Origin of the sequence: Streptomyces sp. NPDC047028 (assembly GCF_040644095.1) — a bacterium.
Lineage (GTDB): Bacteria > Actinomycetota > Actinomycetes > Streptomycetales > Streptomycetaceae > Streptomyces.
In genome coordinates, this window is record NZ_JBEYVS010000002.1 from 24,544 (window position 1) to 49,202 (window position 24,659).

Annotated in this window: 18 protein-coding genes and 3 pseudogenes; 13 read left to right on the forward strand and 8 right to left on the reverse strand. The window is 65.5% G+C overall.

Annotated elements, in window-relative coordinates; all coding sequences use genetic code 11:
* Positions 1-91: 91 nt before the first annotated feature.
* On the forward strand, positions 92-877 hold the full coding sequence (locus ABZ854_RS02255; protein WP_361202871.1) for a type II CAAX endopeptidase family protein: 786 nt from the start codon (positions 92-94) through the stop codon (positions 875-877).
* Positions 878-914: 37 nt separating this feature from the next.
* Here ABZ854_RS02255 and ABZ854_RS02260 read toward each other — a convergent pair whose 3' ends face one another.
* Positions 915-1,727 (reverse strand): PhzF family phenazine biosynthesis protein, encoded by an 813-nt coding sequence (locus ABZ854_RS02260; protein ID WP_361202874.1) that lies wholly within the window; start codon positions 1,725-1,727, stop codon positions 915-917.
* Positions 1,728-1,900: 173 nt separating this feature from the next.
* Between ABZ854_RS02260 and ABZ854_RS02265 the strand changes: the two genes are divergently transcribed.
* The 5 genes and pseudogenes from ABZ854_RS02265 to ABZ854_RS02285 form a co-directional block, all read left to right on the forward strand.
* On the forward strand, positions 1,901-2,662 hold the full coding sequence (locus ABZ854_RS02265) for a TnsA-like heteromeric transposase endonuclease subunit (protein ID WP_361202877.1): 762 nt from the start codon (positions 1,901-1,903) through the stop codon (positions 2,660-2,662).
* On the forward strand, positions 2,650-4,731 hold the full coding sequence (locus ABZ854_RS02270) for a Mu transposase C-terminal domain-containing protein (RefSeq protein ID WP_361202880.1): 2,082 nt from the start codon (positions 2,650-2,652) through the stop codon (positions 4,729-4,731). Before ABZ854_RS02265 ends, ABZ854_RS02270 begins: the two co-directional genes overlap by 13 nt.
* Positions 4,728-5,759 carry an ATP-binding protein gene (locus ABZ854_RS02275; protein WP_361202883.1) on the forward strand — a complete coding sequence of 344 codons (1,032 nt, stop codon included), beginning with the start codon at positions 4,728-4,730 and terminating at the stop codon, positions 5,757-5,759. Before ABZ854_RS02270 ends, ABZ854_RS02275 begins: the two co-directional genes overlap by 4 nt.
* Before the next feature lie 1,185 nt (positions 5,760-6,944).
* Positions 6,945-7,490, forward strand: a complete 546-nt coding sequence (locus tag ABZ854_RS02280) for a hypothetical protein (RefSeq protein ID WP_361202886.1) — start codon at positions 6,945-6,947, stop codon at positions 7,488-7,490.
* A 285-nt stretch (positions 7,491-7,775) separates the two neighbouring features.
* Positions 7,776-9,647: pseudogene (locus ABZ854_RS02285) on the forward strand (class I SAM-dependent DNA methyltransferase); the annotation flags it as partial.
* 1,486 nt (positions 9,648-11,133) lie between these two features.
* On the opposite strand, the pseudogene ABZ854_RS02290 reads toward ABZ854_RS02285, so the two are convergent.
* The 3 genes and pseudogenes from ABZ854_RS02290 to ABZ854_RS02300 form a co-directional block, all read right to left on the reverse strand.
* Positions 11,134-11,898 (reverse strand): annotated as a pseudogene (locus tag ABZ854_RS02290) (transposase family protein); the annotation flags it as partial.
* Positions 11,899-12,024: 126 nt separating this feature from the next.
* Positions 12,025-12,783, reverse strand: coding sequence for a hypothetical protein (locus tag ABZ854_RS02295; protein WP_361202889.1), 759 nt, complete (start codon positions 12,781-12,783; stop codon positions 12,025-12,027).
* 35 nt (positions 12,784-12,818) lie between these two features.
* Complete coding sequence (locus tag ABZ854_RS02300) at positions 12,819-13,997, reverse strand: hypothetical protein (RefSeq protein ID WP_361203539.1); 1,179 nt, start codon at positions 13,995-13,997, stop codon at positions 12,819-12,821.
* A gap of 33 nt (positions 13,998-14,030) precedes the next feature.
* Here ABZ854_RS02300 and ABZ854_RS02305 point away from each other — a divergent pair.
* A pseudogene (locus tag ABZ854_RS02305) lies at positions 14,031-14,218 on the forward strand (ISAzo13 family transposase); the annotation flags it as partial.
* Between the two features lie 48 nt (positions 14,219-14,266).
* On the opposite strand, the gene ABZ854_RS02310 reads toward ABZ854_RS02305, so the two are convergent.
* Both ABZ854_RS02310 and ABZ854_RS02315 read right to left on the reverse strand, forming a co-directional pair.
* Positions 14,267-15,499 (reverse strand): hypothetical protein, encoded by a 1,233-nt coding sequence (locus ABZ854_RS02310; RefSeq protein WP_361202892.1) that lies wholly within the window; start codon positions 15,497-15,499, stop codon positions 14,267-14,269.
* A 277-nt stretch (positions 15,500-15,776) separates the two neighbouring features.
* On the reverse strand, positions 15,777-15,941 hold the full coding sequence (locus tag ABZ854_RS02315; protein ID WP_361202895.1) for a hypothetical protein: 165 nt from the start codon (positions 15,939-15,941) through the stop codon (positions 15,777-15,779).
* Positions 15,942-16,060: 119 nt separating this feature from the next.
* Here ABZ854_RS02315 and ABZ854_RS02320 point away from each other — a divergent pair, with 119 nt between their 5' ends.
* The 3 genes from ABZ854_RS02320 to ABZ854_RS02330 are packed head-to-tail and all read left to right on the forward strand — an operon-like array spanning position 16,061 to position 19,939.
* Positions 16,061-17,428, forward strand: a complete 1,368-nt coding sequence (locus tag ABZ854_RS02320) for a dsDNA nuclease domain-containing protein (protein ID WP_361202898.1) — start codon at positions 16,061-16,063, stop codon at positions 17,426-17,428.
* Positions 17,425-17,997 carry a hypothetical protein gene (locus ABZ854_RS02325; protein ID WP_319717987.1) on the forward strand — a complete coding sequence of 191 codons (573 nt, stop codon included), beginning with the start codon at positions 17,425-17,427 and terminating at the stop codon, positions 17,995-17,997. Before ABZ854_RS02320 ends, ABZ854_RS02325 begins: the two co-directional genes overlap by 4 nt.
* A gap of 1 nt (position 17,998) precedes the next feature.
* Complete coding sequence (locus ABZ854_RS02330; protein ID WP_361202901.1) at positions 17,999-19,939, forward strand: hypothetical protein; 1,941 nt, start codon at positions 17,999-18,001, stop codon at positions 19,937-19,939.
* Between the two features lie 469 nt (positions 19,940-20,408).
* Here ABZ854_RS02330 and ABZ854_RS02335 read toward each other — a convergent pair whose 3' ends face one another.
* Positions 20,409-20,987, reverse strand: a complete 579-nt coding sequence (locus ABZ854_RS02335) for a hypothetical protein (RefSeq protein ID WP_361202904.1) — start codon at positions 20,985-20,987, stop codon at positions 20,409-20,411.
* A 484-nt stretch (positions 20,988-21,471) separates the two neighbouring features.
* On the opposite strand from ABZ854_RS02335, the gene ABZ854_RS02340 reads away from it, so the two are divergent.
* Positions 21,472-22,107, forward strand: coding sequence for a PadR family transcriptional regulator (locus ABZ854_RS02340; RefSeq protein WP_361202907.1), 636 nt, complete (start codon positions 21,472-21,474; stop codon positions 22,105-22,107).
* Between the two features lie 101 nt (positions 22,108-22,208).
* Here ABZ854_RS02340 and ABZ854_RS02345 read toward each other — a convergent pair whose 3' ends face one another.
* Positions 22,209-22,637, reverse strand: a complete 429-nt coding sequence (locus ABZ854_RS02345; RefSeq protein ID WP_361202910.1) for an SRPBCC family protein — start codon at positions 22,635-22,637, stop codon at positions 22,209-22,211.
* Between the two features lie 302 nt (positions 22,638-22,939).
* Here ABZ854_RS02345 and ABZ854_RS02350 point away from each other — a divergent pair, with 302 nt between their 5' ends.
* A complete protein-coding gene (locus tag ABZ854_RS02350) occupies positions 22,940-23,431 on the forward strand; it encodes a Clp protease N-terminal domain-containing protein (protein ID WP_361203502.1) in 492 nt (163 codons plus the stop codon).
* Positions 23,432-23,500: 69 nt separating this feature from the next.
* Positions 23,501-24,505 (forward strand): EamA family transporter, encoded by a 1,005-nt coding sequence (locus tag ABZ854_RS02355; protein WP_361202913.1) that lies wholly within the window; start codon positions 23,501-23,503, stop codon positions 24,503-24,505.
* Positions 24,506-24,659 lie beyond the last annotated feature (154 nt).

Consider the following 24,659-nt stretch of genomic DNA (forward strand, 5'->3'; position numbering starts at 1 on the left):
CTGGGCCCCGTCTCCGTACCCGGTGCGTTCGTCACGGGGCTTGTTCTGGGATCCTTGCGGGCAAGGTCGGGCGGGTCGGCGGGAGGTTGTGGTGCAGGTGGGCGAGTCGGCGCTGGTGGAGAGCCCGCCGCGGCGGGTGCTGCGGGACGAGACGTTGCTCGTGCTCGGGCTCTCGCTCGGGGCGAGCGGGGTGTCGGCGCTGATCAGCTTCATCGGCTCGGTCACCAAGCCCGGCGGCCTCAAGGACCAGGCGGCCACCCTCAACGCCTCGGCCGCGCCCGGCCGCCCCTGGCTCGACCTGGCGTGGCAGCTCTTCGGCATCGCCACCGCACTGATCCCCGTCGCCCTCGTCGCCCACTTCCTGCTGCGCGAGGGCGGCAGCCTCCGCACCCTCGGCTTCGACCGCACCCGTCCCCGGCCCGACCTGGCCCGCGGAGCCTGCGTCGCCGCCGTGATCGGCAGCACCGGCATCGCCTTCTACCTGGCTGCTCGCGGCCTCGGCTTCAACCTCACCGTGGTGCCCGAGGCACTGCCCGGCGTGTGGTGGAAGTACCCGGTGCTGATCCTGAGCGCCGTGCAGAACGCCGTACTCGAAGAGGTCATCGTCGTCGGCTATCTGCTGCGCAGGCTCGGCCAGTTGGGCTGGACGCCGGGAACCGCGCTCGTGGCCAGCGCGGTCCTGCGCGGGTCGTACCACCTCTACCAGGGCATCGGCGGCTTCGTCGGCAACATGGTGATGGGCGTGGTCTTCGTGTACCTGTACCGCCGCTGGGGCCGCGTCGGCCCGCTCGTCGTCGCGCACTCACTCCTCGACATCGGCGCGTTCGTCGGCTACGCCCTGCTGGCCGGCAAGGTGGGCTGGCTGCCGACGGCCTGAGCGGCGGACCGGCAGGTCCGCCGCCCGGTGAGCGCGGTCAGGCGCGCAGTTCGCCGTCGAGCACCGTGACCGCGTACCCGGTGAGGAGCGTGCGGTTGCCGCGCAGGCCGGTGCGGACCAGCCCGGTGCGGCGGGAGGCCTGCAGGCCGGTGAGGTCGTCGCGGCCCAGGCGGCCCGCCCAGTGCGGGGCCAGGGCCGTGTGGGCGCTGCCGGTGACCGGGTCCTCGTCGATGCCGACGTTCGGGAAGAAGCATCGGGAGACGAAGTCGTACCCCCGGGACGGGTCCTCGGCCCGGGCGGTCGCGATGATGCCGCGCGAGGAGTAGGCGGCCAGCGCCTTGTGGTCGGGGGAGAGGCCCAGCACGGTCTTCTCGTCGGCCAGTTCGATCAGCAGGTCACCGACGTGCGGCCCGGTGTCGAACGCGGCGACCGGCTCCGCGCCCAGCGCGTCCGCGACGCCGGCCGGCGCCTCGACCGGGGTGAGCGGGGCGGTCGGGAAATCAAGGGTGAGCCGGCCGTCGGTGCCGGGCGTGGAGGTGAGCACGCCGCTGCGCGTGGCGAACCGCACCGGACCCTCGTGAGCCCCGGTGGTGTGCAGCACGTGCGCCGCGGCGAGTGTGGCGTGCCCGCACATGTCGACCTCGGTGACCGGTGTGAACCAGCGCAGCGCCCAGTCCGCCTCGCCTCCGCCGGGCAGTCGGTGGGCGAACGCCGTCTCGGCGTGGTTGACCTCCATGGCGACGTTCTGCAGCCAGTCGTCGTCGGGGAAGGCGTCGTCCAGGAGGAGGACCCCGGCCGGGTTGCCGGCGAACGGGCGGTCGGTGAAGGCGTCGACGATTCGGATGCGCATGGACGCGACGCTAGCGGTGCCCGCGGTCGGCGGACCAAGGCCAATGTGCAGGTCCTGGCCCGTTTCGCGGTTGACCTGTGACAGTGATCGTTGATCGATTGCCAGTGAAGGATGATCAACGCTAGTTTGTGCCACCGCAGGTTGATCATTCGGCGTACAGGTAAGCGGGGGACGTGGTGGGGGCACCTCTTGGCGTGTTCGAAGAGGCTGCCCTCACGTCCTTTGACCTGGCCTTTTCCGTCAATGGGGCGCTCGTACGTCGATCGCTTGGGTCTAGCTGGGATACGCCGTTCGAGGCTGTGGACCCGGTGCGGGAGTTCAGCTGGCACAAAGGCGGTCACGGGTTCGCCGGCTGGTACTACTCGGCGACGCTGCGGGATCACGTGGGCTACGAGTCGTGGCTGGAGCGGGACCGGCTGATCTTGCTGGACCGTGATCCGCAGGTGGTCGCGATCGCCTCGCAGCCGTTCTGGCTGCACTGGCGCGACGGCACACGCAAGCGCCGGCATGCCCCTGACTACTTCGTCCGGCTGTCCGACGGACGTGCCCGTCTCGTTGACGTCCGTGCTGCGGACGAGATGGACGGGGCGACGCGAGAGGCGTTCGAGGCGACCGAGCATGCCTGCAGGGCCGTGGGATGGGAGTTCGAGCGGGTCGGGCGGCCCGAGCCGGTGTTCATGGCGAACATCCGCTGGCTGTCCCGATATCGGCGGGCCCGCTGCGGCCGACCGGTGGCGGTGAGGAATGGCCTCTTGGAGGTCTTCCGCGAACCGATGGGGCTATGGGAGGGCGCTGGGCTGGTCGGAGACCGGTTGCAGGTTCTGCCGGTGCTGTTCCATCTGTTGTGGTCCGGCGCTCTGAGGACCGATCTCGCGGGAGGACTGATGGAGAGCGACAGTCTCGTCTGGACGGAGGGAATCCGATGGGCAGCTTGAAGCGGCCGCCGGCCTTGGTGGTCGGCCAGAGGGTCCGGTTCGAGGGCCAGGTGAGGAGTGTTCTCGAGGTCACCGCACGGGCGGCGGTGCTGGAGGACGCCGAGGCACCGCACCGCGTTGTCGCTCTGATCGACCTGTTCGAAACCGCGGACTTCGAGATCCTGTTCCAGCCCGAACGCATGCCTCTGCCCCAGTCCGGTCTGTTGGAGACCTTCGCACCCGAGGTGATGAAGCGAGCACTGTGGTGGGAAGGACACGTCCTTGAGGTTCTGCACGGGCTGCCGCCAGGCACCGAACCGGGTACACCACCGCGACCGGGCTACGGACCGGGCACATCGGTGACCTCGCGCCAGAAGGCCAAGGCGGCTGAACTCGCCGCCCTCGGCCATGAGATCAAGACCGGAGCGGTGGGCCTCCGGCGACGCCGTTACACGGAGGAAGGCCTGGTCGGCCTGGCTCGGCTGGTCGATCACCGCTCGGTCCGCAAGCGCAAGGAGTTCGGTGACGTGCCCGACGCCATCGTCGAGGCGATGCGGCAGGCGATCAAGGAGGGCGTCGAGACCTCGACACGCAACGGGGCCTACCTGATCTGGAGGACCGGGGAGATCATTCGGGAGAATGGCGGGAACCTGGCCGAGCTGCCCTCGCGACGGACTCTCTACCGACTGGTGGCGAAGCTGACGGCAGGCACACATGCGACCGGGTCGGCCGTCACACGCAGGTCGAAGGCCCATGGGGCCGCGGCCCCGTTCGGTGAGTTGACAGTGTCGGCTCCGGGTGAAGTCATGCAGATCGACTCCACACCGTTGGACGTCATGGTCCGCCTCGACAACGGAGTGGTCGGCAAGGTCGAACTCACCGGCATGATCGACGTCGCCACCAGGACACTGGCCGCGGCGGTGCTCAGGCCCACGACGAAGTCCGTCGACGCCAGCGTGCTGCTGGCCCGCACGGTCACCCCGGAGCTGATGAGACCAAGCTGGGTCGACGCGCTGAAGATGTCCCGCTCTGTGCTGCCGCATGCCCGGATGCTGACCCTCGATGAGCGTCTGGAGCACGCTGCAGCCAAGCCGGTGATCGTCCCGGAGATGATCGTCTGCGATCACGGCAAGGTGTTCGTCTCGCGCAACTTCCGAGCCTCCTGCCGGTTCCTGGAGATCGACTTCCAGCCCACGCACAAGGGCTCGCCCTTCGAAAAGGGCCACATCGAGAAGATGCTCGGCTCCGTCGCCACGATGTTCGCCCAGTTCCTCCCCGGCTACACCGGCCGCAACACCGACCACCGTGGCCGTCACCCGGAGCGCGAGAACCTGTGGGCTCTGCCCGAACTGCAGGAACTACTGGACGAGTGGATCGTCGCCCACTGGCAGAACCGCCCTCACGAGGGGCTGCGAGATCCCGACCATCCGGGCCGGCTGTTCACGCCGAACCAGAAGTACGCCGCGCTGGTCGAGGCCTGCGGTTACGTCCCGGTCGCTCTCAGCGGCCAGGACTACGTCGAACTCCTCCCAGCGGCCTGGCGGGCCGTCAACTCCTACGGAATTCGGATCAACAACCGCACCTACGATGCCCCCGAGCTGGGGCCGATGCGACGGCGCGACTCAGGGGTCACCGCCAAGCGTGGGCTCTGGGAAGTCCACCGTGACCCCTACGACGTCTCCCGCGTCTGGGTACGCAACCACCGCGGCGAAGGCGAGTGGATCCAGGCAACCTGGAAGTACTTGAACCGCGCGCCCGTTCCCTTCGGTGACCTCGCCTGGGACCACGTCAGCCACCAGTTGCCCAAGACCACGGAGGAAGAACTCGCCGAGGCCGTCTCCGCCCTACTGACCCGCGCCCACGCCGGCCCTGAACAGCCGGCGGCAAACAACCGGAAGGCCAAACGGTCCAAGGCGGACCGTCGTGTCACGGCCCGGACCAAGGCCACTACACCGGCAGCAGCCATGCCTCCGCCGCGACCGGAGACGCAACCCTCGCTGGAGCCGCCGGCGGAGGACGAGGAAACGATGGCCGAAGTGATCCCGCTGGGCATCTTCGACCCGCTTGAGGACCCCTGGAGACGTTCGTGAGCACGCCGCTGGCAGACCAGCCGGAAGACGATTTCGGCCGCTACCTGACAGCCCTCCCCGGCTGGCGCGAGTTCATCGCGGGGGCGATCAACGAGCCGATGGCCATGGTGACGCAAGACGAGTACGACGCCCTGACCAAAGAGGACACATACCAGTATGACGAGGACCGGCTCGACCACCATGCCCGCCTGCAAGTGGTCGCTACCTCAACCGTCCGGCACACCGTCACCTGCGGACGCCGCCTGGTCATCCTCAACCGCGGCGCCATCAGCGCGCGCCGGGGCCTCATCGTCACCGGCCCGGCCAACACCGGCAAAACGATCGCCCTGACCCAGCTCGGGCTGGCGCACGAGTTGCAGGACCGTCGCCGGCACCCTGACCAGGACGAGCGCGTACCGGTCATCTACATCACCGTCCCACCCGCCGCGACACCCCGCATGATCGCCGCGGAGTTCGCCCGTTTCCTCGGTCTCCCGGTCCTGAGAAGCTTCAACATCACCGACCTCACCGAAGCCGTGGTCGGCGTCTGCATTAAGGCCCGCACCGGTCTCGTCCTGGTCGATGAGATCCACAACATCTCCCTGCACACCCGCACGGGAGCCGAGGCGTCCGACACACTCAAGTACTTCTCCGAGCGCATCCCCGCGACGTTTGCCTATGCCGGCATCGACATCGAGGGCAGCGGCCTGTTGTCCGGCACCCGCGGCGACCAGATCGCCGCCCGCTTCACCTCGGTGGCCACCCACCCCTTCCCCTACAACAAGGAGTGGAAGGGCTTGGTCGCGCAGATGGAGGCGAACCTCCTGCTGCACCAGCACACACGTGGCACCCTGTCTCGCTTGGACCGCTTCCTGCACACCCGAACGGGCGGCATGATCGGCACCCTTTCCCATCAGGTCCGCGGAGCTGCCGTGGATGCCATCCTCACCGGCGCCGAGAAGATCACCAAGTCCGGCCTTTTGGCAGTCGACCTGGACATCGCCTCCCGTCGCAGGCACCCCGGCGGCCTCTCGGAAGCGGACAAGTGACCCACCCCACCGTGGACAGCGAGCCGATCACCAAGCTTCCCTTCCAGGTCCGGCCGATTGCCGGTGAAGGCTGCTACCCCTTCGTCGCCCGCCTTGCCCGCGCCAACTTCCTTCCGCCCGCCTACCTGCGGCGCTTCCTCGCAGGACCGCCCAGGTATCAGGGCCGTCCAACTTGGGCACGGATCGCCGCCGTCACCGGCCGTGACCCCGAACAGCTACGGAAGACGCTTGACACCGTCAAGTGCAAGAGATGCGGCTCCGACTTCGCGGTCACCCGCACGTTCGGCGTCATGCCCGTTTACTGCTCGACTCGATGCCGCGTCCCCCAGAAGCATCCAGTCATGGAACCCTGCCGAATCTGCCGGCAGCCGATGAAGATCCAGTTCGGTCAACGTCACCGGCTCTGTTCCTCTGCCTGCCGCAGAGTGGCCTACATCGAACGTCGTTCCCGCGAAGAGGACGCGGCTGACCAGCAGCCATTCCGCGATTGCGCCGCTTGCGAAGGCCCCATGCCGCTGGCCCCTCAAATCGCCAAGCGCACCTGCTCGGAGACATGCGAACTGCAGGTCTCCCGCTGGGACCTGCTGATCGAGAGGGACGGGCTTCCCTTGCCTTCCAGGACATGCGTGTTCTGCGGCATCCCGATAGAAGCGAAGTCGCTAGCCGATCCCCCTCGCCGCTGGTGCAGCCGCCGTTGCCGAACATGGTCGTCTGGGGGTACTGACCCATCCATCTTCTTTGGGCCGGTGTCGTGCGGCCAGTGCCAGAAACCCATTGACCGCCGCAAGGACGGCTGGACTCGGCGATGGTGCTCGCGCAAGTGCTACCGGTTGTCCCGCGGCTGGCCTGAGCAGCCGCGACGAAGTTAGGCCGTGCTCTGAACGTGGCCAGATGACCTCGCTTCGCGCAGACCTGAGCGGCCGGTTGCACGAGAGCGATGCAGCCATGGGGTTACCACAGGCTTGAACGGGGCAGCGCCGTCTCAGGCTCGCGCAGTGGCTTTCCAGGCGGCGGTGACACACCCTTCTTCCCAGTGCCACCACTCCTTTGTCTCTCCGTGTTTTCCTGCCTACAAGAGCGCTGTTCGTGACGTCCGCCTTGGGCTGTGACTGGGGACATCCCGACCTCGTTTGCCGACCGGCGTCGCGATGTTGGCGATGTCAGCTCAGTCGGCATGGAGGTCACGTGGCACAGAGACTGGCACTCGGTCAGCTCCGGGTGGAGAAGGTGCGGCACCGGGACGGCCGCTGCTCGTACACCGTCTTCGACTCGGCGAGCGGGCTGCATTCCGGGGCCGACTGGTACCTGTCGAAGTACGCGGGCACGGGTTCGGACAGGACGTATGCATACCTGCTCGTCGATCATCTGCGGTGGCATGAGGGGCTAACGCCCGAGAGCGTGGTCTTCCGCGATCTCAAGCGGTACATGGGGGCCGTCGGGGCGAAGATCCCGATGCCCTACGGAGCCCCGTGGCGGGTGGGTAAGCGCCCCTACCAGAACGACGCTCTGCGCGGGGCGGCCACCTGTCTGAAGGGCTTCTACCTGCGGCAGGCTGAGCTCGGCATCAACACAGCGCTCGTCCAGGAGCTGAACCTGAAGCGGATGCCGACGCAGCAGGACAAAGGACCGCGTCCTGCTCGGACACCTCAAGCGGAGCATGGACGCGAACCCGCTCGCGCCGAAGGAACTGAAGCGCCGGCACAAGAAGATGCTGCCGGACGGCGCCCGTGAGGTCCTGTTGGAGGAGGTAAACGCGGCCCGCGACCGGGTCGTCGTCGAGTGGCTGAGTGACGGCGGCTTCCGCATCGGTGAATTGTGGGTCTCAACCGTACGGACGCCCCGTGAAGCATGAGGACCTTGACTCGGTGCGTAGGAGCGAGGGATCGGAGCGCTGCTTCTCCGAACTGAGGCTGGGCACAGTGCCCCATGAGCGGCTTGTTGGCAGTTCTTGCCCCTCGCACTGCTCGCCCATGGGACGATTCTCCTTGAACATTGGCTATCTGTTCGGGGGCTTCAGTGAACGACGGCGTGCAGCACCTAACTGGTTTGGTCTGGTCCGTCGCTGACCTTTTGCGCGGTGACTACAAGCAATCCGATTACGGGAAGGTGATCCTGCCGTTTACTGTGTTGCGCCGACTGGAGTGCGTACTAGAGCCAACGCGCGACAAAGTTGCGGATCTCGCTGACCAGTATGAGGACAGCGAGATCGCGCCGAAGGGTCTCCTTCAGCGTGCCTCTGGACACGTCTTCTACAACACGAGTCACCTGACGCTGAGGGGAATCGCCTCAGATCCGGCGAACACGGCGAAAAATCTTCAAATCTACGTCAGAGCGTTCTCGGACGAAGCTCGCGAGATTCTGGATCGCTTTGATTTCGACGGGCAGACCCGACGGCTGGACGGCGCTGGACTGCTCCAACATGTGACCGGTAAATTTGCCGATCTCGATCTGCGCCCTGATGTTGTTCCCGACCACAGAATGAGCCCTGTATTCGAGGAGCTCATTCGCCGGTTCGCTGAGCATTCTAATGAGACGGCCGGTGAGCATTTCACCCCACGTGACGTCATCAGGCTGACAGTCACTCTTTTGGTTCCCCCGGATAGCGATATCGTCACTGCTCCAGGCGCTATCCGCACCGTCATGGACCCGGCATGTGGCACGGGCGGAATGCTTAGCGCCGCCGAGGATCACATTAAGGCGCTGAATCCAGATGCGACCGTCGACGTGTACGGGCAGGAGCTAAACCCAGAGTCGTGGGCTCTCTGCCAGTCGGATTTCTTGATCAAGGGAAAGAGTCCAGGTAATATTGCGTTCGGCAATTCCCTAACCGATGACGGGCATGCGCTGCGAAAGTTCGACTACCTCCTTGCTAATCCTCCATACGGCATAGAATGGAAAAAAGCAAAGGCAGAGGTTGAGCGGGAGCACCAGGACCTCGGCGCGTCCGGCCGCTTCGGCGCCGGACTGCCGCGTATCAACGACGGCTCGCTTCTATTTCTTCAGCACATGATCTCCAAAATGAAGCCGGTAGACGCGAACGGAGAGGGGGGTTCCCGTGTCGCGATTATCTTCAACGGATCACCTCTGTCAAATGGTGCGGCCGGATCGGGCGAATCTGAAATCCGGCGATGGATACTAGAAAACGACTGGCTAGAAGGAATCATCGCCCTTCCCGAGCAGTTGTTTTACAACACTGGCATTTTTACATACCTCTGGATTCTCACGAATCGCAAGACATCTGACCGTAACGGCCGAGTGGTCTTGCTGGATGCGCGTGACGAGTGGCAGAAGATGCGCAAGTCCCTGGGGGATAAGCGTCGGGAAGTAGGCAACGAGCACGTCCGTGCGATCGCTGAGCTTTACGAACAGGCGCTGCAGATTTCGCAAGACCCCAAGAACCCACGTCATGCCAAGGTGAAGGTCCTCCCCAACGAATACTTCGGGTACCAGCAGATCACGGTAGAACAGCCATTGAAGTTCCGCTTTGAGGCCAACGACGAAACACTTGCAGCGCTGGCAGCGGCGAAGCCGGTACAGAGGCTTGAAAAGAGTGAGCAGTTCGTGGCGGCCGTGAGGAAACTGCGGGGCTCATCCTGGGACACGCAGGCGCAGGCGCTGACGGCGATGAAGAGGGTCGTGGCGGCGGCTGGCCTGAGTTGGCCCACAGGAGGACCGTGCGCCAAAGCAGTGCGTGACGCGATTGGTGTACGAGACCCAAGAGGCGAAATTCAGCGAGTGAGGGGGCTGGTAGAGGCAGACGCGAAGTTGCGTGAGTACAAGAGGATTCCCCTGGGCGCGGATGTCGATGACTATCTCGCGCGCGAGATCAAACCGAAAATTCCGGACGCATGGATCGACCAGGCCAAGACCAAGACGGGCTATCAGATCAGGCCGGAACTGTTTTTCGCGGCCCGACTCAAGGCTACCTTTGCACCGCTCGAAGATTTCTGTCGCCTTGTGACTGAGAGAATTGATCCCCAAAACAGCGAAACCGAGGAGTCACTCGAGGACGCAAGCTCCTACTTGAAGGAAAAGCTCCGCTGTCTGCGAGCTCAAGATCTTCACGTGGTTGATTCCGCTCTGGAGCTTCCTTCTCCGCCTGAAGGAACAACTGCGCTGACGCCGTGCGCCGGCGGTGACATCGTGGGACGGTCGGGAAGCTGGCGTCTTCTACCTCAACTCTTCGGCCAAGCTGTCACATCCCTGATCGTCCTCCACCCTCAGGATCCAAGGACCGGTAGAGCCCTCTGCGAGTGGCTAAATTCCCCAGCAGCTACGAAGGAGTTGCCAGCAGGAGCTGACCTGATGATGCTGCCGGTTCCTGTCGACGTTGTCGGGGCCGAGGAATTTGATGATCTCCTTGAGAATGTGCAGTCCGCCCGACACAGGCTCCGAGCCGCGACATCTGACCTGCTGCCGAACGTATTCTCAGGAACAGACTCAAATATTCAAGAACTGCGCAGGACCATACAAGCGGCTGATGCTGAGGCACTATTGATTGGTGGACTGACGCAGGCACTCGAAGATCCAGTATCGCGGGCAGAATGGAGCTACCCATTTCATGTGGCAGCACTGGCCCGAAGGTACCGAATCAGCAGTATTGCGCCAAGTACCCATCCGGCGGAGCGAATGGATTCCCTGCTGAAGCTCGGGGAAGGCATCGCGCGAACACTCGGGATCATCGCCCTGGCAGAGCTGGCTCAGGCTGACAGGGAAGAGTTCCTCAAGACTTTGAGGCAGAAATTTCGATCCGGCGCCACCTTCGGCACATGGACGACGATTCTTGGCTGGCAGGCCGCGCCAGGGTGGGCGATCCTAGATCCTGACGCTCGCGGGGATGCACACTTGCTACTTAGAGGTATCAAGGAATTCAGAAATAGTGGGTCAGCCCATGCTCATGGCGTGCGTGAAATGCACGAGATCGGCGACGCTGCAGATGAACTTGAACACCTCGTCCTGCGGACCCTTAGATCGGTATCTTGGCTCGCCACTACGCATTGGGATTGGGTCGAGCGGTGCGAGTACCTCGATACGGCCTCTTTCAACCTTGTAAAGCAGCGTCTCCGTGGGAGCCACCCGGCTTGGGAACCTATTGAGGAATCCAGTCAACGCCCGTTGAGACCCAAGCACATCTACGTAGGGAACGGCCCTAGGAAAGCCCCGCTCGACCTTTGGCCCCTGGCGTCCGTGGACGTATGCTCCGGTTGCAAGACTCGTGAGCTATTTCTTGTCGATAAAGTAGAACAGGGCGTGCTGACGCTGAAGAGCCTGAGGGATCACCCCAAAGAAATTACGTATCCAGATCTCTAAAGGGTGTTGCACAAGGCCGTGATTGTGCAGGCCAGAGGTTTTGATCGCGGTCTTGTGGTCCTGATGCGAGGGCGAGGTTGTGCATGTTGGCGACGGCCTGGACAGCGTGGTGGAGGCCGTCGCCGTGCTGCCGGCAGTCGCGGAGGATCTTGTATTTCTTCATCCGGCCGATCACATGCTCCACCCGCGCATGCACCTTGCGGTGGGCGGCGTTGTCGTCCTCCTCGCCCGGCAGCAGGGGCCGGCGGGGGCGTTTGCGGTGCGGCACGACCATCCCGCAGTTGAGGTAGGCGCCGTCGCCCAGGACGGCCACGCCCTGGCAGTACGTGCTTAGCCCGGAGGCCCGCCAGGCACGGGCGTCCGCGGTGGTACCCGGCACCGGGCGGGCGGCAGCGATCACAGGACGGGTGTCGGGCATCGAGGACGACCTGCACGTTCGTCGAGAACCGGTAGTTGCGTGACGAGGAGCCGACGGTCCGGTCACGGACCGGGACCAGGGTGCCGTCCAAGATCCACAACCGTTCCGCCGCATCGGCCGCGCGGGAGGCAGGCTCGAGTGCCAGCAGCGGGCCCAGCCCCTGGATGACACGGCGGGCCGGGGAGGACGAGACACCGAACAGCGGGCCCAGCTGCCGCATCGTCAGGTTCGTCCGGTAGTAGACCGCGACCATGAGAACCCGCTCGGCCAGCGGCAACGACAACGGTCGGCCCCGCAGCGTGCCGTCACCGCCCCACTCCCGCGCCACCTGCAACAGACTCGAAACTGCGTCACCCGCAGCCCCGAAAACGTCTCCACCCACACCCGCTCAGCCCTCAACACCCCGGCCATACAACGGAGATGCCCAGTTCAGAGCCTTGCGCAACACCCTTTAGACAAACCTCATTCTCGCTGGTCAGAGGCGTTCTTTGTTTGTGTGACCGCCTGCCGGACGGCCCCCTTCATGAAAGCGCGAGGTTAAGCGGAAGGCTGACCACCGAGATAGTTCCACCAGGCCAATACCAGACTGCGGACGAAAGCCTCGCCCTCGGCCAGGGTCATCGTCCGTTTCGGAAGTCCGGTCCCGGTAGCTCTTGCATGACGCGCCTCGCTGCCACTCACATCAGGTCGATTAGCTGATGCCGTAAACGCAGACAGATCACCACTGGACACCCACTGCGTCGCCTTGAGTTGCTTATCGCCTCCCACGTTGCCACGCACAATCTCATAGACCTTGTACAGATCAACCCAGGTTAGTGAAACGCTTGACCTGCCCAGGATTTCCAGAGTCTCGGCCACATCGACGCTGCTCGACGCCAACTGCATGTACGGCGGTCCTTCTGGCGGTGATGGGGGCGGGGGTTGAGATGGTGGCGACTGTCCATCACCCACCGACAGAACTACGCCGTACGCCTTGGACCGAACCACAGCGGTGTCAGCCTGCACAATATGGTGACGCCGCCTGTTACCCGTGCCGTCATCCTCCACGAAGATGCCGGGCAGACTGACGGGCCGAAAGCTGCTGTCCAGGACACGTGCCACCCCTGTCACTCGCTGGAGAAGGTTAGTAGCTGCCTCGAACAACCGCCCACCGTTGTCCATGAGGCCGCCCAACTCAGCCGAGTTCAGGTAGTAGCCGCCCTCCTCCTTGCTAACCCTCGGGTCGCCCTCGCGGAAGAGTTCCACCAAGGCATCCAGATCGAAGGTATGACCCTCTAGCTTTGCCTTTACCGCCATGCCACCTCTTCCCACAATCCATTTTGCGCTGGCCACTACAGCTTATCGATGCACTCCCGTAGCAGCGCGTTTAGGTAAGCCCCGAAGGGCAACAGGTCGTGCATGGCGATGACGTCCTTGCTAGGGCGGATCCGCCGGTGAAGTACATCATCCGCCTGGTTCTTGAATTCCAGCAAACGGGTCATGTACTTCTTGTCGGTCCGGGTCCACTTGTAGTTACTGACTGCTGACTCAAAGGAGTTGGCACCAAGAATCGGCGGGACATGGTCGATGACTGCCCTTACCAGTGCGTGGCAGGCATAGACATGATCTTCCGCGTAACAATCGTTCAGCTCGCGCAGCAACTGCAACAGCTTGTCGAGACTCCAGGCGGTCTGACCCTGCTTCTGCTCCAGTTCTTCAATGAGTCCAGCGTTGACGTAGACTGGAAATCTGATGGTAGGAGAAGCTGTTGGCGCCAGGCCCTCCGGCGCGCCTACGATGATGTTCTGTGCATATTGAGTCACGGAATTGGTTGCCTCAAATAGAAGTTGCTCCTCAAGCAGGATTTCAGTGACCTTTGAAACATATTCGCTGAGGTTGCTGACATTCCGATACTTGACGAGTTCTCGGTTCAGCTCAAACCGCCAGCCGTTGCTGGTGCCCCACGTCGAGTAGCCGCTCCGCAATACTGGTTCGTGGCGGAAGATGCCAGGCAGCGCCCTCAAGAACTCAGGCGTCGCGGCGGAGAAGTCCCTTCGGATGTCGTCCGACGTTACATATGCCTTCTCTACCTTGTCCGGTGAGGGAGTCATGGCCTGCTGATGCTTAATCAGGTACTGCAAGATGGTGATGAAATGATCGCCGAAGACGCGCTCAAGTTGGGGAGCATGGAGGCCAGCGGCGACGGTAAGAACTGGGCGGCTATCGTCGGCAAGCTGGTTCCGGTCGTACCACGCCAGTCCGTATGAACGCTGCCCGATGAGCGGAGACCCCACGCTCGGCAACGACTTAAGAACCGACGCAGCATCCAGACCCTGGCGGTCGAGCTGAGCCTCGACGTAGTGCCAGACCGGCCACTGCCCCTTCTTGAGGTAGGGCTCAGCCATAGTGGTCATCAGGGCAAGCTGGCCGTCATCAAGCTGAGCCGTCAACGCTGACATGGTTCGTCCGATCTTGGAATCATCCGCCTGGATGGCCCCGTATCGTACGCGCCCTGAGCGGTCATCAGCCACGGCTTTCACGCTGGTCAGGCAAGCCGGATCTTCCTGGTCGCCGAACCCCTCGCCGTACTGTTCGCTACCAGCCGCACCGCCATCGCACGCTCCTGAAGAACAGGCGGTTGCTCAAGGCACACGGCATCGTCATTCTGCCCGCGCCGACCCCATCGGCCGCCCAGGCTCGGGCCCACGCCCAAACGAGCACACCCAGCAACAAGATCAAGACGACACGTTAATGATCTGTAAGCCCTTAGACCTATTCGTGCTCCAGCCGTCGCGCTTGCTCACCAATCTTCTTCCGGGGCTTCGGTACGCGATTCAATGCCCGCCGTGACGATTTCCCCGCGGTTGCTCAGGGAGAGGCCGCAGAAGGGGCAGGAGAAAGACTCGACCGTTCCGACGTCGACAACCCCGCCAGGGTGGATACACGACTGCGCCCACGCATCGCAGCGGCAGGGTACGGGGCTGAGGTCCCCGTACACGTTGCCGGCGTAACCGCAAGCCGGGCATTCACGCCACCACACGTGGTCACCGCTTGACCGACTACTTATCAGGCAGCCTCTTTGGTCGAGGTGGATCAGAATGTCAACTAGGGGCATATCGCGGTGGCGACCCTGAACGTCGACGAGTCCAGCGATGACACCTGAAGCAATCATGACCTTGACCGTTACAGCAGTATGGGACCGCTGCAGGACGCCAGGGTCCTCATGGGAGGACAGCGACGCAGGGAGCGGGAGCACTCCGTACTCTACGAGCAGCCTCTCGGCGGCTTGCCCGGCTTGGGATCCCTCGATCCGCAGTGCAGTGACCAGTGCAGCATCCAGCGCAGTGCGGGTGACGTCCCCTTCGAGCTCGCTGGACATTGTGGCCTCGTCCCAGGAGGCGGCTTCAAGGCCTGTATTGAGGGCTACCGAGACAGCCGAGCGGGCACGCTCGCGCGCGGCGAACGCAAGTTGTTGGGCGAAGGGTTCCAGAAGAGGTCGCTTGTCCGGTCCTGCGGGGGCGGGCACGGAGGCAACCTGGCTCAGATCTGCGAAGACGTTCGTGTATTCGCCCCAGAAGCCAGCTGGGTCCAGGCCTAGCTCGGCACGGACAGACTCGACGACCTGGACACCCGTCTCGATGACCTTCCTGACGGCCATGTCATCGAGGTAGGCAGAGTGCGCGACGCCGTTGCGGGAGTCGGCGAACGGCCGAAAAGTCCGTTCATCCACTGGCATACGGCCGCGCATGAAGACGGCTGCAGTCTTGAAGGCTTCGAGTATGCCGATGGTCCTTGCCTCAGAGAGAGGCTTGACGCCGTTCGCGTCCCCGTGGCCAAGAGAGTGAAAACGGAAGGACTGGTCACCCTTCTCAGCGATCAACAAGGGGTTGTGACGGCACAGCAAGGCCTTGAGTATGTGCTCGCATCCGACACCAGCGTGTAGGACAGCAAAGGCGTGGTTCCCCTGGCGCCACGAGTCCAGGGATGCGCGCAGGAACCGGCTCGCCATCTCGGTGAAAGTCTTCTCGTTCAATTTTTCCCTCCCCCTCAACTCGATCTTGACTCAGTGGTCGCACCCTCGTCCAGCACGGGTCCTGTTGAACATCCGGGGGGCATCCCAAGTCGAGGGTCAGCGTCGTGGACATTGCGTGGGATTACACCTCGTCGGCACGTCGTCCGTGAAGTCGCCGGCCGCGCGCCGGGGCCAGGTCGGCGGACGGGTCAGCCACAGGGCGCAGCGGTGCGAGCGCAGCATCGGGAGGGGGTGGTGGCGGAAGATCCGGCCGGGACCGGAGCTGACCGGTTCGCGCCTACCCATCGTCTTCCTTGTCCGCCAGTACGGCCTTCACCCGCTCCTCCAGGGCGCTCTGTCGAGCCTGCTTCACCAGCGCCCCTTCGTAGGCGCCGAGGAAGTCCGCGTGGCGCAAGCTTCTTGATCGCTGGGGCGAGCGAAATGACATCTCCCACACGATCACGCGACGGACAGTTACGCGGCGACCCTGGAGTGTGATACGGGTGGGGATCTTCACGTCTGCTGGCGGAGCAGACGTGGAAAGGAACGCGCTCTCATACGGGGCCGGAGCGGGGGACGTTGATGGTCGACGCGTCGGGCGGAGCCACCAGGGCCGAGCGCCCTGCAACTGCCACTGGTCCGGACGGTTCGACGCACGCGATCTTCAGGCTCGCCCCGGGCGAAGACAGCGGCTCGGATACGTTGGGCCGCTATCGCTACCAAGCGGAAGTAGCCGCGCGGGACTGTCTCGCCATGCTCACGCAAGACGCGATCGACTTCATCGTCTGTGAATGGCACGAAGACTTCGTCGTGGCATTCACCGACGGCTCCGTGGAACTCGTATCGGTCAAGCACCGCGAAGAGAACCAAGGCACCTGGACACTCGTCAAGTTGTGCAAGAGCGGCGGTCTTACTCATCTCTTCGACCGCTGGTGCGCCTGCGAGTGCGCCGCGAACGTGCGGCTCCGGCTGGCCACCAACGCGGCCATGAGCCCAGCCAAGGACAATGCCGACCTCCTGACTCGGATGTGCGGGCCGGGGCCTGAAATCACCGACGGCCTGTCGGCCATGGTCGACACGATCGCCCGCCAGATGTTGAAGGTGCGCTGGGAAGAGCCCTATGACAACGTCCCTGAAACGCCCAAAGTGCCACTCGCGGACATCCAGATACCGGCAGGCTTCGCGGACAAGGTCAGACAGTTCCTCACGGTCCTAGAGATCTCGTGTGATCCGCCGCAGCGCGCGTACATCACCGACGTCAACATTCAGAGCCTTCTGGTACCCGCCGTCGAGCAACTGCAGCTGGCGCACGTCGACACGGAGGCCACCTACCGGAACATCGTGGACCGGATCGAGAGAGCCAACCGTGATGAGAGCGACCGCGGCCAACTTGCCGCCTACATCGCCGATCCGAGCCGCGTCCGCTACAGCACGCAGATGCAGCAGCGCATTGGGCGCCGGAGCATCACCCGCGACGTCCTCCGTGCAGAGATGGCGTACGCATCGGCCCAACTAGCAGCGTTCCCACGGGGCCCGGTCCCCCTGGTGGCACCGGGGGGCGCCAAGCTCAACCGCAAGCTGCTGCGCGGCCTGGTCCCCTCGGATGAAGCGGCGTTCGCGGAGCGGCTCCGCTCAGCGTGGTACGCCACATGGTCCGAGCGGCGCTCCGGCCTGGCCGGAGATGACACCGATCTGCTGAACTTGTCCACGGACGTACTGGAAGTCGTCTTCGAGTGCAAGCGCCACGCCCGCTCACAGACCCAGGACGGCAGCGCGTACGGCAGCACGATGAATGACCTGCTCACCCAGCGACTCAAAGTCGACGGGCTGTCCACGCCGCCGCCATTCCTGGTGAAAAACCAGCATCTGCTGGGGCTGGCCTATCAGCTGTGCGACGAATGCCTCTTCTACTTCTCCGAGAACTTCGATGCGGACGGTGAAGCGTCATGACGCCGAGCGCCGACTTCGAGGCTGCGGCAGTCCGCATGCGCACCCGGCAGCGGCAGGCCGAGCAGCGCGAGAGCCAGTATCACGAAGCGCGAGTTCTCCTGCTCATTGCGCAGTTCACCACCGCCAAGAGCTGCCTCGCGGGTCTGACTAAGCTCGCCAAACTCGACTTTCTGCTGCGCTACCCGGCCATGCTGGAGCGTCTCTTGCCAGCCGGTCAGGCCTCCTGGCCCGAAGGAACCGCCCCGTCCCCGGAGGAGCGTCTGGCGGTGGAGAGCCGGATGACCCGCTACAAGTACGGGCCCTGGGACCAGCGCTACTACAGCATCCTGGGCTCCCTCGCCGCCCGCGGCCTGATCACCTACGGCGACACGGCCCGAGCCGAATTCCGCGTCACCGAGCAAGGCTCCTCTGCCGCTGCCGCCCTGGCCTCCACGCCGGAATGGGCAGTAGTCGCCAGCCGGATCAAGCTACTCAAGAAGCATTTCAACAAAACAGGATCGGCTTTGAAGAACCTCATCTACGACCGCCTGCCCGACGCGGTGGACCGACCCTGGCGGACGGAGATCTGACGTGGCCGTCAACCTGCGCATCCTCTCCCTGACGGTCACCACCGCCGAGACGGAGAAGACCTACCGCTTCAACCGCCCGGCCACCGTGATCACCGGCCCCATCGGGACCGGGAAGTCCAGCCTGCTGATGCTCTTCAAGCACGCCCTCGGCGGCACCGCCATGCTCACCCCGGCCGTCCGCGACCACGTCCTGTCCGTCCAGGCCGAGGTCGTGGCCGGCACCGAACGCATCGTCCTGCGACGCACCATCGGGGGTGACACCGCCGACACCGTCGACCTCCTTGACCCGAACTTCCTCGCCCTTGAGCGCACCCTGCCCCTGCGCAACACGGATAGCGGTGGAACAACGCTCTCCGACCACCTGCTGGACGCTCTTGGCTTTCCCCGCGTACAGATCGCTGCGCGCCGCGAGGGAGTAGCGCGGCAGCAGAACCTCACCTTCAACGACCTGTACACCTACGTCTATCTCCAGGCGCGCGAGATCGACCGCCAGGTCGTCGGCCACCTGGACTCCTGGTTCGAGCCCAAGCGCAAAGAGCTCTTCCGGTTGATGTTCGCGCTGACCGACAGCGTGCTGCTGGAGCTCAAGCGCACCGCGGGCCAGCTCACGGACAGGCTGAAGGCCCGAACCGCCGAGCACGACAACGTGGGCCAGTTCCTGGCCGCCTCCGATCCCCGCAGCGACGACGAGCTGCGGGCCGAGCTCGCGCAGCTGCGCGACACTCTGGGACGGGCCGAGTCCGCGCTGGCGAGTCTCCGCACCGAACTGGAGGAACAGACGGCCGCCGACAGCGCACTGCGGGAGGAACTGCAGGCCGCGATCCACGCCGCACGGCAGGCCGAGGAGGAAGTCTCCGCGGCCGCCGACCTCGTAGAGGCACGACGGGCGGTGGTCGCCCAGGTCCAGCTCGACCTATCCCGTCTCGCACGGTCGGCCACCGCCATCGACCAGCTGTCCCCGTTCGAATTCGTCGTCTGTCCGCGCTGTATGCAGTCCCTGACCACACGGACCGTGGCAGACGACCACTGCATCGTCTGCCTCCAGCCCGAGCCCGCCGAGGCCGATGTCGACCCGGCGGCCATCGAAGAAACACGCACCGTCCTGCAGCAACAACTTGAGGACGCGCGGCACATCGAGCAGTCGGACGAGGCGCACCTGCACGCCTCACGGCAGCGGTCGCAGCAGCTCAACTTCGCTGTCACCAGCTTGCGTCGGCAGCTTGACGCCCAGACCCGCGATGCGGTCGCTCCACGCTTCGACGCAATTACCGATGCGAGCACGCGCGTTGCCACGCTCAAAGCCAGTATCGACGCCATTACCCAGCTGCGGGATTCCTGGACCCGGGTACGCGCCATCGACAAGGACATCCGCGACATCAGAGCGGAGCGGCGGCAGGTCAACAAGGACATTAAGGAAAAGTCGGAGCAGCTCAAGGCCAGCCAGACACTGCTGGGTGACCTCAGCACCGAATTCGGGCAACTGCTCACCAGCTGGAACCTGCCGTGGGTCGACACGGCCGTCATCGACCGCGACACCTACCTGCCCGTGGTCAACGGACAACCCTTCGAGAGCCTGCAGGCCTCCGGCGGCGGCATCGCCACTTCCGTCAGCCTCGCCTACAGCCTGACTCTTCTTGCCTTCGGTCTCGACCACGCCGACGTCCTCGTGCCATCCCTCCTTGTTATCGACTCGCCCCGCAAGGCCTTCGGCAACAACGACTCCGACCGGCAACGCGCTACAGATATCTACAGCCGCTTTCGGACGATGGCCGACGCATACGGTGAGCGCCTTCAACTGATCATCGCCGACAACGACCCTCCGCCAATCACCAGCGACTCTTTCGGCAAGGTGGAGTTCGACTACGAGAACCCCATGGTGCCCGGCGTCGATCATCCGGGCCCCGATCGTGTGACCCGCATCGAAAACCAGACGCAGGACTGACTTCGCGTCCAAGGCTCGGCCCCGGCACCGGGCGCAGACACTCAGCCGAGCGAACGGACGTGCGGCGCCGAAGAGACCGGTATCGGTGGGCGGGTGCGGGCGGCGGCAGACGCACCGGCGATCCCATGCCGGCTCGGCAACACCTGATGGATACTTCCGGCATGGACACGGGCACCCCCGGCGAGTCGGCAAAACCAGGCGACGTACTCCGGGCACGCTACCGCCGCCGCTTGCCCGAACGGCTCACAGCCTGACAGGCCCCACCTGTGGGGTGGTGGCGCTTTCCCTGTAGGTGTCCTGGTCTGGCCCGACCGGAAACAGCAGGAGTCGCGGAGCCAGCACGGAGCGTCAACAACAGGCGATCCCGGGACACCGGGTGACGTCGCATTGCCTATCGGCGGACTCCCTCGCCCGCCCAGGGTCGTGCCTGTACGTCCGCGTTCCGCCGGGAAACGGCAGGAGAAGGCGCTCAGGTCCGGCGTGGCAGTCTCGCCTGTGGCCAATCTGCTTCTAGAAGGAGGTCGAGCTTCTCGGCGTACGCGAAGAGCAGCCTCGCATCCTCCTCGAGGTCCTCAAGGGTGCAGACGATGTTGGCGCCATCCTGCTTCCTGAAGAAGCGGGAGCGCATGACGCCCACGCCGTCCCAGTTCCACCAGGACGCGTGAACGGCATCGTCGCGGCGGCGCTTGAGCTCGTTGACCTCGCCCCACTCAAGGATCTCGGCGAGTGCGGTGGCCTGTGGAATGCTCCTGCGGGATTGCGCCACCAGCAGTTTGTGAAGGTCGGACCATGTTTTGTCGACGAGCGAGAAGCCGCCCTGCTCGTCTCTCAGTAGCAGTATGAGCCGCTTCATGGCCGCCTCGACATGGCCGCCGGCGACCACGATGGCGCCGATCAGCCCGTAGAGGCGTTCACGGTAAGCGAGGTCGGCTTCGTCCGGGCCTCCGTGGCGCCCGACCCTGAAGGTGGAGATGTCCACGCTCGACCGGGCTCTGGGAGTGGTGATGTCCAGGTCGAAAGACGGTCCACCGTCCAGATGGGTGCTCATCCGGTAATAGAAGGAGTGCCCGGGCGGGGGCCATTCATCTGACATACCTGGATCCTGTCGGTTCTGGCTCCCCGGAGCCACCGCTTTCTGCTCCGCCGCAAGGGCCAGCGCGCGCCTCGCCGACAGGCAGGGTCCAAGTGATCGGCTTCTAAAGCACGGCTTAGCAGGCGTTCGACCACGGTCCCAGACGGTCGCCGAGGCGATCAACCTTCACCGAGAGAGGTCAAACACGCAGCGGTCAGCCTGAGCTGACACAAAAAGCCATGTGGTCACTCATCGCTGACATAAACGAACTTTGATCAACTCTTTCTGGCAATCGATCAACGATCGCTGTCACAGGTCAGCGGTGACACGACGGAAGGGGCTTGCCAGGCGATCGCGTTCGATATATCGTTGAGGCATCGCGAACGGTACGCGATACGACACGACTGATCACCGAATCGGTGACAGTCCTCACACACACCACGGAAATGGAGTGATCACGATGCGTACGCACGGATACGAGCACGGACATCGTCACGAGGGCCCCGGGGCGCATGGCCACCACGGCTTCGGCGGCTTCCCCGGTTCCGGTGGCTTCGAGGGCCGGCGGGCCGCGTTCGGGCCTTTCGGCCCGGGTGGTCCAGGCTTCGGGCCCGGCGGACCCTGGGGGCCGCGAGGGCGCGGCGGACCGAGGGGGCGGGCGCGGCGCGGTGACGTGCGCGCCTCGATCCTGGCCCTGCTGAAGGAACGGCCCATGCACGGCTACGAGATGATCCAGGAGATCGCCGAACGCAGCGGCGGCGCTTGGAAGCCGAGCCCCGGCTCGGTGTACCCCACCCTCCAGCTGCTGGAGGACGAGGGCCTGATCGCCAGCGAGAGCGAGGGCGGCAAGAAGCTGTTCTCCCTCACCGAGAGCGGCCGCAGCGCCGCCGAGGAGAGCCCGGAGGCCCCGTGGGAGGAGGCCACGCGCGGGGTGGACTGGGAGGCCCTGAGTGAGATCCGGCAGGCCGGCTCCGGTCTGATGGAGGCCTTCGGCCAGGTCTGGAAGACGGGCAGCAAGGAACAGCGCGAGAAGGCGCTGACCGTCATCACCGACGCCCGCAAGAAGCTGTACCTCATCCTCGCCGACGAGGACTGAGCCGTACGCCGGGTCGGCCCGCAGAGATGCCGGCCCGTACGACGGCGATGGCGCCCCGTGGAATCCTCCGCGGGGCGCCTTCGGCTGCAGGGCCCGGAGCCTCAGGCCACCAGGCCGTCCAGCTTCCGCAGCGACTCGGTCAGCGCGGCCGTCGCCGAGTCCTTCAGCTTGCCCGCCATCAGCGAGACCGCCGCGCCGGTGAACTCGCCGTCGATGCGGACCGTCGTGGCCTCGCCGTCGGGCGTGAGCGTGTAGCGGGTGGCGACGGTCACCGCCATCGGGCCCTTGCCGCGGATCGCGAACACCCGCGCCGGCTCCAGCTCCTCGATCGTCCAGTCGACCTCCGCCGGGAAGCCCATCAGCTTCATGTTCTCCTGGAAGGTCCCGCCCACCGCCAGAGCCTCAGGGCCGCCCTTGGGGAAGCTGGTGTGGGTGGCGTTCCACTCGCCGTACGCCGACCAGTCGGTGAGCTGGGCCCACACCTTCTCGGCCGGCGCCTGGATGCGTGCCTCCGCGCTGACTTCGGCCATGCGACCACCCCTTCGTCTCCGGCTACGCTGTCGCGGAACGTAGCCGCAGGGCCTCGAACATTCAATACTGATGAACTGTCAGGAAAGGGCGGATGGGTCGGATCTCCTCCCTGAGGATGAGATCCCTGACAAGGTTGTCCACTTCCTGCGGGACGCCAAGATGGTTCCCCTCGCGGATGACCGGGACGGCCGGGGCTGATGGGGTGGAGTACGTGCAACGCCGTACAGCCCGCCCGGCCGCCCGCGACCAGGGCGGCCTCCGCCCCGATGACGATGCCGCGCTCAGCGCCGAGCTGGCGGCGGTGGTCGCCGGTGCCCGCAGGCGGGCCGTCCGGGACGGGGACCGGCAGGTCGACACCGCGCACCTGCTGCACTCGCTGCTGGAGACCGACCCGCAGGCCCGCGCCCTCGTCGGCGGCGCCCCGCAGCTCGCCCGCCTGCTCGGCTACCTCGTGCAGCGCAGCATCGGGTACGGGCTGCGCTGGCAGAGCGGAGTGGAGGACTCCGGCGCGATCAGGGTCGTACCCGATCGGGACCCGTACGGCGGTGAGGTCAAGGACGCCGGGGACTGGTCCCCGGTGGCCGCGGCCGCCATGACGGACGCACTGCGGCGCGCCGGGCAGCGCGGCGAGCCCCGCGCCTGTGGCACCGACCTGCTCGCCGCGCTCGTCGCGGACCCGCAGTCCCGTGCCGTCGAGGTGCTCGAACACACCGGTGTCCCGGCCGACGGTCTGCGTGCCCGGCTGGACGCCCTCGCCGTGGAGTACGCCGACGGCGGCCGGCCGACCTGCTGAGCGCTGCCCCGTCCACCACCTGAGACAGGTGTCAACGGGGATGACGCTCATGTCGTCCCCTGTCATCATGTGCCGGTGCGTACGTCTGAAACCAGTCAGGGCAGCCACGGCAAAGGCGTCGGGCTCGGGCTCGCCCTCGTGTCGGCGCTCGCCTTCGGCGGGTCCGGGGTCGCGGCCAAGCCGCTGATCGAGGCGGGCCTCGACCCGCTGCACGTGGTGTGGCTGCGGGTGGCCGGCGCCGCCCTCGTCATGCTGCCGCTCGCCGTGCGGCATCGCGCCCTGCCGCGCAGCCGGCCCGCCCTGCTGGCCGGATTCGGGCTGCTCGCCGTGGCCGGGGTGCAGGCCTGCTACTTCGCCGCGCTCTCCCGCATCCCGGTCGGCGTGGCCCTGCTCGTGGAGTACCTCGCCCCGGCGCTGGTGCTCGGCTGGGTGCGGTTCGTGCAGCGGCGGCCGGTCACCCGGGCCGCCGCGCTCGGTGTGGTCCTCGCGGCCGGGGGACTCGCCTGCGTGGTGGAGGTGTGGTCCGGGCTGAGCTTCGACGCGCTCGGCCTGCTGCTCGCCCTCGGCGCCGCCTGCTGCCAGGTCGGCTACTTCGTCCTGTCCGACCAGGGCAGCGACGCGGGCGACGAGGCACCGGACCCGCTGGGCGTGATCGCGTACGGCCTCCTCGTCGGCGCGGCCGTCCTGACGGTCGTGGCCCGGCCCTGGAGCATGGACTGGTCGGTGCTGGCCGGTTCCGCCCGCATGAACGGCACCGCCGTCCCCGCCGGGCTGCTGCTCGCCTGGATCGTCCTGCTGGCCACCGTCGTCGCCTACGTCACCGGCGTGCTCTCCGTGCGCCGGCTCTCCCCGCAGGTCGCGGGGGTCGTCGCCTGCCTGGAGGCGGTGATCGCGACCGTGCTGGCCTGGGTGCTGCTCGGCGAACACCTGTCCGCGCCGCAGATCGCCGGCGGCGCGGTCGTCCTGGCCGGAGCCTTCATCGCCCAGTCCTCGGCCCCCTCCCGGAAGGGACCGGATCCGGTCGCCTCGGGCGGCGCGGAACGCGAGTTGTCCGCCCGCGGAACGGCGGCATAGGGTGGCCTCCATGCCGTCGAACGCACTCGTCCTCCCGCCTCCGGCCGCCTGAGGCGGGCCTCCGGGGTCCCTGCCCGCGCACTCATCCGATGCCGGGCCGGGCGGTGCTGCCCGCAGACGAAGTCCGTGCGTCCCGCCCGAGCGGGACGCCCCC